At 39.4% G+C, this 9,437-nt stretch carries 13 protein-coding genes; all 13 read left to right on the top strand.

Features of this window, described 5'->3' with window-relative positions:
- Nucleotides 1-27 precede the first annotated feature (27 nt).
- The 13 genes from ABYK33_RS10595 (at nucleotide 28) to ABYK33_RS10655 (ending at nucleotide 9,306) form a co-directional block, all read left to right on the top strand.
- The gene (locus ABYK33_RS10595) at nucleotides 28-261 is read left to right on the top strand and encodes a hypothetical protein (RefSeq protein ID WP_373033172.1); all 234 of its coding nucleotides are present in this window, start codon (nucleotides 28-30) and stop codon (nucleotides 259-261) included.
- Between the two features lies 1 nt (nucleotide 262).
- Nucleotides 263-553: a hypothetical protein gene (locus tag ABYK33_RS10600; RefSeq protein ID WP_373033173.1), complete on the top strand. Its 291-nt coding sequence runs from the start codon at nucleotides 263-265 to the stop codon at nucleotides 551-553.
- Nucleotides 553-852 (top strand): hypothetical protein, encoded by a 300-nt coding sequence (locus ABYK33_RS10605; RefSeq protein ID WP_373033174.1) that lies wholly within the window; start codon nucleotides 553-555, stop codon nucleotides 850-852. The genes ABYK33_RS10600 and ABYK33_RS10605 overlap by 1 nt, the downstream gene beginning before the upstream one ends.
- Nucleotides 853-864: 12 nt before the next feature.
- Entirely contained in the window at nucleotides 865-2,724 is a 1,860-nt protein-coding gene (locus ABYK33_RS10610; RefSeq protein WP_373033175.1) for a CHC2 zinc finger domain-containing protein, read from the top strand.
- Between the two features lie 11 nt (nucleotides 2,725-2,735).
- Entirely contained in the window at nucleotides 2,736-4,919 is a 2,184-nt protein-coding gene (locus ABYK33_RS10615) for a hypothetical protein (protein ID WP_373033177.1), read from the top strand.
- Between the two features lie 93 nt (nucleotides 4,920-5,012).
- The gene (locus tag ABYK33_RS10620) at nucleotides 5,013-5,228 is read left to right on the top strand and encodes a hypothetical protein (RefSeq protein WP_373033179.1); all 216 of its coding nucleotides are present in this window, start codon (nucleotides 5,013-5,015) and stop codon (nucleotides 5,226-5,228) included.
- Between the two features lie 193 nt (nucleotides 5,229-5,421).
- A complete protein-coding gene (locus ABYK33_RS10625) occupies nucleotides 5,422-5,628 on the top strand; it encodes a hypothetical protein (protein ID WP_373033180.1) in 207 nt (68 codons plus the stop codon).
- 9 nt (nucleotides 5,629-5,637) lie between these two features.
- Complete coding sequence (locus ABYK33_RS10630) at nucleotides 5,638-5,862, top strand: hypothetical protein (protein ID WP_373033181.1); 225 nt, start codon at nucleotides 5,638-5,640, stop codon at nucleotides 5,860-5,862.
- A gap of 252 nt (nucleotides 5,863-6,114) precedes the next feature.
- The gene (locus ABYK33_RS10635; protein WP_373033183.1) at nucleotides 6,115-7,089 is read left to right on the top strand and encodes a hypothetical protein; all 975 of its coding nucleotides are present in this window, start codon (nucleotides 6,115-6,117) and stop codon (nucleotides 7,087-7,089) included.
- 7 nt (nucleotides 7,090-7,096) lie between these two features.
- A complete protein-coding gene (locus ABYK33_RS10640) occupies nucleotides 7,097-7,552 on the top strand; it encodes a hypothetical protein (RefSeq protein ID WP_373033184.1) in 456 nt (151 codons plus the stop codon).
- Between the two features lie 187 nt (nucleotides 7,553-7,739).
- Nucleotides 7,740-7,988 carry a hypothetical protein gene (locus tag ABYK33_RS10645; protein ID WP_373033185.1) on the top strand — a complete coding sequence of 83 codons (249 nt, stop codon included), beginning with the start codon at nucleotides 7,740-7,742 and terminating at the stop codon, nucleotides 7,986-7,988.
- 44 nt (nucleotides 7,989-8,032) lie between these two features.
- A complete protein-coding gene (locus tag ABYK33_RS10650) occupies nucleotides 8,033-8,224 on the top strand; it encodes a hypothetical protein (RefSeq protein WP_373033186.1) in 192 nt (63 codons plus the stop codon).
- Entirely contained in the window at nucleotides 8,221-9,306 is a 1,086-nt protein-coding gene (locus tag ABYK33_RS10655) for a hypothetical protein (protein ID WP_373033187.1), read from the top strand. Before ABYK33_RS10650 ends, ABYK33_RS10655 begins: the two co-directional genes overlap by 4 nt.
- Nucleotides 9,307-9,437 lie beyond the last annotated feature (131 nt).

Genomic DNA, 9,437 nt, shown 5'->3' on the forward strand with positions numbered 1-9,437 from the left:
CTGAGGATTTGATTAAGAAGTTAAGCTATGAAAAACCCAGTAGCTAAGCATTTCAACAAATCTTGTCGTCCTTCTATTGTCCCTTCTAAAAGGCTCTATAATCGACGACAAGACCTACCTAGTAGGGTAGCCCTAGATGACCTAGAAAACGCTTCTGAGGGGTCAGATACACAAGGAAAAGAGGCTATTGAATTGATGTTTGACAGTGAGTGTTGGGACGGTGTAAAGTGTCTAACAGAAACTAACGAGTTGGAGGAATAAAATGAATTATCATCAAGAGTGGGCAGACGGTAACATTGAAGCTGGCACGTTGTTGGATGCTATTGAGGAGCTTCAGAATGAGATTATCAAACTCAAAAATGATAAACGTGAGTTAATCCGCCTTGCACTACAATACGAAGTTGAGCAGCAGACATTTGATCACGCTGATTTGGGTGAACTGCTAACATCTATTGGTTGGCGAGCTGAACATGATCCTTTATGGGAGAGACTAGAGGAAGCTTATGATATGATCGTATCACAGACTACACAACAGTTTAAGGGAGAACCCTAATGTCTAAATTCACTCCGTTTGACCTAGAAATCTGTGTTGATGAGTACGTATTTGACATCACAATCACTTATCTGTATGTTCAGAAACCTATGGGACAATATGCAGATTCAGACGTAGATTGCTATGGCTATACAGAGCTGAGTTTTGAATGCTACCATGTGCTAGAATATCTTGAAGATGATACAGAAATGCATTATAATGGTAAAGAAGCTCAAGACATTGCTGATGAGTATGCTGAATTGCTTGAAGAGAAGGTGATGGTTGAGCTAGAAGAAATGAAGAATGATTACTATGACTGAGGAGTAAATTAGTTGTCTAATATCAAGAAGATTTTAGAGCATTATGGGGCACACTTTAATGGGGATAAATGTTGCTGTCCGTTGCATGGAGAAAAGACAGCATCCTTTCAAATCTATGAAGATACTGAAAGCTGGTATTGCTTTGGGTCTTGTGGTAAAGGCGGGGATGCTGTTGAATTTGTGAAAGAGATTGAAGGTATTGGTTTTAAAGAAGCCATGGAAAAAGTTTGTGAACTCACTGGTACTACTAAAGAGGAGTATATGGAAAAGTCAAAAGAACCTGTTGTAAAAGAGAATGTCTCGGATAATCAAGCAATGGACATTGAAGATGTAAAATCTTTGATTCGATCTGTTGGTTATAAAGCTAATGGTTATCGTGGGATTCGTGATGATATTAATCAATTCTATGGTCATCTAACAAAACTAGACACTAATGGTAGCGTAATAGCTCGTTATTATCCTGAGACTAATGGTAATAGTAAGGTTACAGGCTATAAATGTAGAAACCACCCCAAGGATTTCTCTCATGGTAAGATTGGTAGCACTGGAGCCAAAAGTCAACTATCTGGGCAAGTAAAGTTTAAGTCACCTTCTAAGTATGTTTTGTATGTAGGTGGTGAAGAGGATAAGGCTGCTGCATACCAGATGCTTCTTGACAACCGATCAAACCAAGACTATGATAGCATTCCTGTAGTGAGTCCTACATCTGGTGAGGGATCAGCAGCAAAGCAAGCAGCAATGCAGTATGATTGGTTTGACCAGTATGACATTATTATTATTGGTATGGATCAAGATGATGCTGGTCGTAAAGCAGCTAAAGAAATTGCAGCAGTGCTACCTAAAGAAAAGATTCGCATTGCCACATGGTCTGGTAAAGACCCAAACCAAATGCTTCTTGATGGTAAAGAGAAACAGTTTGTTCGAGATTTCTACAACGCTAAAGAGTTTATCAATAGTGGTATTTCATCCTCTGGTGATGCTGAAGCAGGTCTTGCTGAGTTTCTAACAGCACCTAAGATTGGTCTTCCACCTCAACTGAGTAAGCTTCAAACGGCAATGCGAGGTGGTATTAAATCTACAGGCTCTGTTGTCAATATTATTGGTGACACAAGCATTGGTAAGAGTTTTCTATCTGATACATTGATTTATCATTGGCTTTTCCATAGTCCTCGTGTACCGACTATTGTAAGCCTTGAGCGTACAAAGGAAGAACTTACAATTGATTTGCTTTCAATGCATCTCAAGAAAAACCTGATGTGGTTTACAGATGGGCATGATGCTGTTGACTATTTGAATCAACCAGAAGTACAGCTTTTGAAAAACGAGCTTCTTTATAATGAAGTTGGTGAACCACGGTTTTTCATTATTGATGAACGGGAAGGTGACATTGAACTACTAAAGCGACAAATGGAAAAGAGTGGTAAAGTAAATGACTCTCGACTGATGGTGATTGATCCACTAACAGACTTCCTACGATCACTTGGCACCGAGATTCAAGAGAACTTCATGATGTGGCAGAAGCTACAAAAGAAGAATGGGTTTGTGTTTATTAACATTCTACATACTCGCAAGCCACCGACTGATAAAGATGGTAATGTTCGCAAAGTGACAGAATATGATGCACTAGGTTCTGGTACTTTTATTCAGTCAGCAGATATTAATATCGTGATTAATCGTGATAAGATGACCTCTGACGCAATTGAAAGAAACACTACTTATGTAGATATGCCTAAGTGTCGTGGTGGTATTACAGGTGAGATTTGCGCGCTTTACTACGATGCAGAGACACGTCAACAGTATGATCGTGATGAATACTTTAATCGTGATGTGGAAGAGCCACCATTACACCATGCAGATGAACCAGACTTTTAAAAGAGGATATAATGGAATACGAATATATTGAGAGCGATTGGATTTACGATTTAGAGTCATACCCAAATATTTTCACTATGTGCGTAGTCCATTCCTCTGGTAAATGGATGAAAGTGTATGAAATAAGTGATCGTAAGAATGAGATTGAAGGTGTTCTGAAGTGCCTGCGTTACTTCGTAACTAATAAGTGTCGTATGGTGGGTTTCAACAACATTGGGTATGATTACACTCTAATCCATGAGATTATCACAGCAGCTAAGAAAGCTAAGAAAGAGGGTCAATCTGCCTCCGTTACAGCAAATGAACTTTACAAACTGACAACTAAAATCATTAAATCAATGAAGGATGAGAAGTTTTCAATTAATGTTCGTGAAGTAGATCATGTGATTCCTCAAGTTGATTTGTTCAAGATTCATCACTTTGACAATAAGGCTCGCTCAACTTCTCTGAAGATGCTTGAGTTCAATATGCGAAGTGATGAGATTGATGACCTACCTTTCCCTGTTGGAAAGTATTTGAACGATAGTGAGAAAGATGTTCTAGTAACTTATAACAAGAAAGACGTTACCGAAACATTGAAATTTTATCGTCGTTCAATTCCGGCAATCAATCTGCGTGAGGAGTTGACAGAGAAGTTTGGTTTTGACTGCACAAACTTTAATGATACAAAGATTGGTAAAGAGCTATTTATTCGCAGCCTAGAGAAAGAGAGTCCGGGTTGCTGCTATTCGTACAGTAAACGAGGACGTACAATCAAGCAGACAAAACGAGATAAGATTATTATCAAGGATTGCTTGTTTCCGTACATTAAGTTTGATCGCCCAGAATTCAAGGCTGTGCATGAGTGGTTTAAACGGCAAGTGATCACTGAGACAAAAGGTGTGTTTAGTGATCTTCTTGAACATAATCTTGGTAATGTAGCTAAATATGCCGAGATGAAAGTTAAGAAGGTAAAGTTTAAAGCAGCCCCAACAGAACAGGATATCAATGAGGTTAAAGCCGAGTTTCCTCTTGGTTGGGTTGAAGAGACTGAACTTAAAGCTATGGAAATTGTCAAGAATTCTGATGGTAATCCTGTAAAAGAATCATATATTGACGATAATGGTAAACAGAAAACCCGTAATGTTAAAGTTCCAAAGAAATCTTATCACTGGTGCTATAATATTGCCGAAACTCTAAATGTGGTGATCAATGGGTTTCGATTTGATTATGGCGTTGGTGGTATTCATGGTGCGAAACAGGGAACAGTCAAAGCTACCGAGACAAAGAAGCTAAAAACCTTAGATGTTGCGAGCTATTATCCAAATATGGCAATTGCTAATCAAATCTATCCAGAGCATCTAGGGAAGACGTTCTGTAAGGTGTACAAGCAGCTTTATCAGGAGCGGAAACGTCATGCTAAGGGTAGTGCTGCAAACAATGCACTAAAGCTAGCATTGAATGGCACCTACGGGGATAGTAATAACGAGTTTAGCCCGCTATATGATCCAAAATATACAATGAGCATTACGATTGGTGGGCAGTTGTCGTTATGTATGTTGATGGAAAAATTGATTGATCAGTGTAGTGCTGAGATCATCATGTGTAATACTGACGGCTTTGAATATCTCATTGAAAGTGAACATATCCCAGTTGCTGAACAATTAGTAAAGGAGTGGGAAGAACTGACAGGTTTACAGATGGAGGGTGATGACTATGATGTGATGTACATAAGGGACGTCAACAATTATGTAAGCATTACTGAATCTGGTAAAGTTAAGACTAAGGGAGCTTATGAGGTGCTTCCTTATGATCAGATCGGATGGCATAAAAACCAATCGTCTATGGTGATTGCTCAGGCTGTTCTACATGAGCTATTGGGCAAAGGTGGTGCTGAGGATTACATTCGTAACCACAAAGACCCTTACGACTTCATGTTGAGGACAAAAGTACCACGCAGTTCAAGCCTTGTGCTTGTGATGGATGACATTACAGAAATTGAACTACAGAACATTTGTCGTTATTATCCCTCGACAAAAGGAGGAAGTCTTGTTAAGATCATGCCACCACTGATTGAAGGAGAACCAAACCGCCGACTCGGGATTGATACAGAATGGAAAGTACTACCTTGCAATAAAATGGTTGACTTCGATTGGAATATCAACTATGATTACTACATCTCAGCAGCAACCAAGCTTCTAGATGGTGTAAAATAACCAAATATTCCCTTGACACAAACATGTAAATCTGAAATAATACACACCAGCTCAAGAGACAAAGAGCTTTGATAAATTGAATGAGGGGGTATGATGAAGCTGTTTATTTGGGAATATTTAGGGGAAGTTAGTTGTAATTACCACACAGAAGGTGGGTTGGTTGTGGTTGCAGATGATCTAAAATCTGCTGTAGAGCTTGCAGAAAAGAATGAGTATATTACCATTGGAGATATTGAGCCAGATCATGTTTATGATGTCGGTATTGCCGAAGCAAAGGTATTAATTTTTCAAGATGCGGGTTGCTGTTAATATAATCTAAAGAGGAGATTTAAAATGACTACAAAATATGAGTATCTTGTTGTAACAGAGAATGGTCCATCTTATAAGTGCTTTACTCGGAGTGAGGCGAGAGCAGAGAAAAAGTACTGGAAAGAAAGTAATATTAATGCTAAGATTATCCAGAAGAAGTTCACCCTTGAATGTCAGCGGGAGGTACGCTAAAATGAGTAACAAATCTGAAGCTTCAACTGGTGGTATTGGTTTCTGTGGTTTGCTGGCTATTGTGTTCATCACTCTAAAGCTTGCTGGGATTGGTGCTGTAGCTGCTTGGAGTTGGTGGTTAGTCCTTAGCCCGATTTGGGCACCACTAGCGTTTGTATTGACTGTACTACTTGTTTTTGCAGTAGTTATTAAATTGATTGGTAAGTAAGGAGGAAGTATGAAAGAACAACTGCTTGAGCTGATCAAACGACTTGAAAGCCATCATGACTTTGAAAGTGAATTCTACCTCACGTATACTGGTCAGTTGAATGACGGAGACATTTCAGACTGGCATAATAGCCATTTTGATGATAACGTGGAGCTTGGATTTAGTACAGGTCAGACAAGTATGGCTGAAGAGCTTATTGTAGAACTTAAAGCAATTATTGAAGGAGTGAAGTAAATGAAGATGAAAACTAAGAAACGTCTAGCTCGGAAAGGTAAAGCACTACAACGGTCTGCTAGCTCATGGAGTGGGATGTATAAAATCCTACAACTACTTGCAACTGCTGATGTAAACGAGTATAGTGGTATCCGACAAGTAGTCCCTAGCTTTCAAGCGCTAGAGATTATTGCTGAGACTGGGAAGATTTAACCCGCAACACCAATAACCGGCACCATGCCAAAACTTAAAATCGCAAAGAGGTATAACACAATGAGCTTTGAATTTAACGTAGAAAAAGTAGAATCAAGCGGCAACAACACTGAGCGTAAACAGATTGATTGGGAAGCTCGTAGTAAGTATATCATTGACAAGGTTGGTACTCAGAAGAAAGCCAAAGCAATGATTGGTATTATTTCTGGTATCATTGATCTTGGTCTACAGACTCAAGAAGATGCTAAGATGGAGTGGAAAGGCGATGAGGCTTCTGAGGTTGCTGAACTTGAGAAGAATCCAGAGCAATACTTTGAGACCCTCCCAAACGACAAGGGTGTACCTACTCGCTATAAGCGTTGGAAAGTGAAGCCTTGTCAGCAAGTAGCACTAACTGTAGACTTCCCGTCTATTGGTCTTAACCAGTCCCAGTTCTTTGGTGAGGATGATGGTAAGGAACATCCACTACGCCTTCTGTTGAATGGTGAGTTCTACATGAAGGAAGTGGGTAAGATCGTAGGTAAACCGTACAACATCAAAGAGAATCGTAATGATGATGGTACTTGGAGCTTTAAGAGCAACACTCAGCTTCATAAGCTAGCAGCAGCTACTGATGTTCTTGATGACAATGGCCGATTCAAGCCTCACATGATTGGTAAGCTTCTTGGTAAGGCTGCTTTGTTTGAAGTTCAAGTGTTCACTGTTGAATCTAATGGCAAGCAGTATCTGAATGAGAAGATCAAGCTGTCTGGTCAAGTACCTGATGTAATGGTGCCGATGATTCCTGAGCTTTCTGAAGAATACATTTATGGTGTAAACTTCAAAGGTGAGCAGAATCCAGAAGATGTTAAATCTCTTCGTCAGAGTGTGATCAATACTATGAAGCTGGCTCAGAACTTTGAAGGTAGTGATATTGCTAAAGCTCTGGAAGCTCGTGTCAGCAATCAACCTGTTGAACAGAAGGAAGATAAACAAGAAGCTCCAAAAGCTGATGCAGAAAGCTTTGATGACTTCGATGATCAAATTCCATTCTGAGGTATAGATGAAATGTAAGAGTTGTGGTCTTGAAAAAGACCCTTCTCTTTTCTATGAGAGTGACAAAAAGACTTGTAAAGATTGTGTCAAAGCAAGGGTCAGGAAGAATAGAGAAGAGAGGATAGAGTATTACAGAGAGTTCGACAGAAACCGCGCAAACAACCCAGAACGAGTTCAAGCTAGGAAAGAGTATCTGAGTACAGAAGCTGGTAAAGAGTCAAAACAGAAGACTATCCGGAAGTACAAAGAGAATAACCCCAAGAAAAGAGCCATACATATCACCACAGGTAATGCGATACGGGATGGTAAATTAACCAAAGGTCTGTGTGAAGTTTGTGGCACTGATGATAATATAGTTGCACACCATTGTGACTATGATAAACCGCTTGATGTAACTTGGCTTTGTGCAATACATCATACTGAGTGGCACAAAGAGAATGGAGAGGGTGAGAATGCACACTAAATCTAGTCCAACACACATCCCTCGTGGATTCATGTGCATTACTTGTGAACACTTACACAGGAAATGCAATCATTTAGACTTCACTAAAATGCAAGTTATTGGTGTTTTCAAAGATGATGGTACAAAAGAAGTTAAATGTATTGATTTTATTAAAACTGAACTTAAACAAACTAAGGAGAATTAAATAATGAAAGAGCTTCAATCACTTTACAATCGTGCATACCAACTAGCTCAAGAAGCTATCACCAACAAGGAAGATATGAAGGAGCTTGCTGGGGAATTTACCTATGACAAAGAATATAATACTGATGGGTTTGAGAAGGACAATGTAAAAGAAATTATCAATGCTGCTGTAGCTAAAGCTAAGTCTGATGACTTGCAGGGTAAGGCAGATAAGCTGAAGAAGCTTCAAGAAATTCAAGAGATGTATAGTTAATACAAATAGGAGCTGAAATATGCTCCTTATTCTTTGGAGGGAATATGACAAAGAAATTAGTTTGGATTGTAGAAGATCGTGAGACTGGCGCTGTCAAAAGTAACTGGTCTACAGGTACTCGTGTCTATACTCGAAAACATAATGCTGAAGCTGCTTGCCGGAAGGCTTACTATGGGTCAGGAGCAAACCCTTATATAGTTGTGGAGTATGAGCTTGTTCCAACGGAGGTGTTGTGAGTAAACAATACACAGCAATAATTGACGTTGACACTCTCATCATTCATGCTGCCCTAGCAGCCCAGGAAACATTCGTCACTGTCACACACAAAGAAACCAACTGGATTAGGGAGTTTAAAAACCAGACAGCTTTCTTTGGTGATCATTGGAAAAAAGAAGGTGGTTGGCTTGCTGAAGTGAATGCTAAAAAGGTTGAGAAAGGTTTGGATAAAGTCTCACCAGATGCTTTTGAAGTTGTTGCTGGTGTTCGTTTGCTTACAGGGACTACTAACTATAGTGGCACCGTTGTAACACCAGAACAGATTGTTAAAGGGCGATTCAAATCTAAGATTGAGGCAATCACAAAGCAGCCTTGGTGTAAAGACTTTAAGATTTGTTTTGGTGTTGGTGAGAACTTCCGTTATGATATTGCTCAGACACAACCATATAAAAATGAAAGACCAAGTAAACCTTTGTTGTATGATGTTGTCAAAGAGTATATGTTGACTAAATACAAAGAACATATGGTTATTGCGGAAGGTGTTGAGACAGATGAGATTGTAACTCAAGAGCTTTGGAAGGGTTGGATTAAAGCTAAGAGGGATTTTGATAAGCTCAGTGTTGTTGGCTGCTGGATCGATAAAGATTTGGGACAATTCCCACAACTACACTACAACTTCGATAAACCTGAACTTGGATTGGTTGAGATAACACCACTTGAAGCCATTAAGAATTTGGCTAGTCAGCATCTCAGTGGAGATACAATTGACTCAATTCCGGGTTTACCAAAGCTTACTGATGAACTTCATAAGAAGTATGCAATTAGACGTTCAGGAAAGGGTCTAGGAGAGAAGACAGCAAGAGCTTTAGTCGGAGATGTACAAAGCCCTAAAGAAGTTTTTGAACGTGTTGTAGAAGCTTATAGAGCGTTCTACGGAGAGGAGAAACAACAGTTTAAGTCTTTCAGAGGCGAGGTATCAGAACGTAATTGGCTAGACCATTTGAATGAACAGTTTAGGTTGTTGAGGATGCGAACAGATGTTACTAAAGATGTTGGTCATGTTCGTGATTTTTTAAAAGCTATGGAGGTGGATTATGAATAAAATTACTAAAGAACAGTTGCAAGACTATGTGGCAGAGGTCGGTGAGTTTGAGAAAGAGCATCGTAAAGGTTCGTCCTTCTATGCATGGGTGAACCATACATTCACTCAAACAGATGTAGAGGAATTAAAGA

It is taken from the genome of Sulfurovum sp., assembly GCF_041562805.1.
Classification (GTDB): Bacteria; Campylobacterota; Campylobacteria; order Campylobacterales; family Sulfurovaceae; genus Sulfurovum.

Excerpts from the sequence above, each read along its gene's own strand:
- ABYK33_RS10595 (WP_373033172.1), top strand. The coding sequence starts at position 28 with ATGAAAAACCCAGTAGCTAAGCATTTCAACAAATCTTGTCGTCCTTCT.
- ABYK33_RS10600 (WP_373033173.1), top strand. The coding sequence starts at position 263 with ATGAATTATCATCAAGAGTGGGCAGACGGTAACATTGAAGCTGGCACG.
- ABYK33_RS10605 (WP_373033174.1), top strand. The coding sequence starts at position 553 with ATGTCTAAATTCACTCCGTTTGACCTAGAAATCTGTGTTGATGAGTAC.
- ABYK33_RS10615 (WP_373033177.1), top strand. The coding sequence starts at position 2,736 with ATGGAATACGAATATATTGAGAGCGATTGGATTTACGATTTAGAGTCA.
- ABYK33_RS10620 (WP_373033179.1), top strand. The coding sequence starts at position 5,013 with ATGAAGCTGTTTATTTGGGAATATTTAGGGGAAGTTAGTTGTAATTAC.
- ABYK33_RS10625 (WP_373033180.1), top strand. The coding sequence starts at position 5,422 with ATGAGTAACAAATCTGAAGCTTCAACTGGTGGTATTGGTTTCTGTGGT.
- ABYK33_RS10630 (WP_373033181.1), top strand. The coding sequence starts at position 5,638 with ATGAAAGAACAACTGCTTGAGCTGATCAAACGACTTGAAAGCCATCAT.
- ABYK33_RS10635 (WP_373033183.1), top strand. The coding sequence starts at position 6,115 with ATGAGCTTTGAATTTAACGTAGAAAAAGTAGAATCAAGCGGCAACAAC.
- ABYK33_RS10640 (WP_373033184.1), top strand. The coding sequence starts at position 7,097 with ATGAAATGTAAGAGTTGTGGTCTTGAAAAAGACCCTTCTCTTTTCTAT.
- ABYK33_RS10645 (WP_373033185.1), top strand. The coding sequence starts at position 7,740 with ATGAAAGAGCTTCAATCACTTTACAATCGTGCATACCAACTAGCTCAA.
- ABYK33_RS10650 (WP_373033186.1), top strand. The coding sequence starts at position 8,033 with ATGACAAAGAAATTAGTTTGGATTGTAGAAGATCGTGAGACTGGCGCT.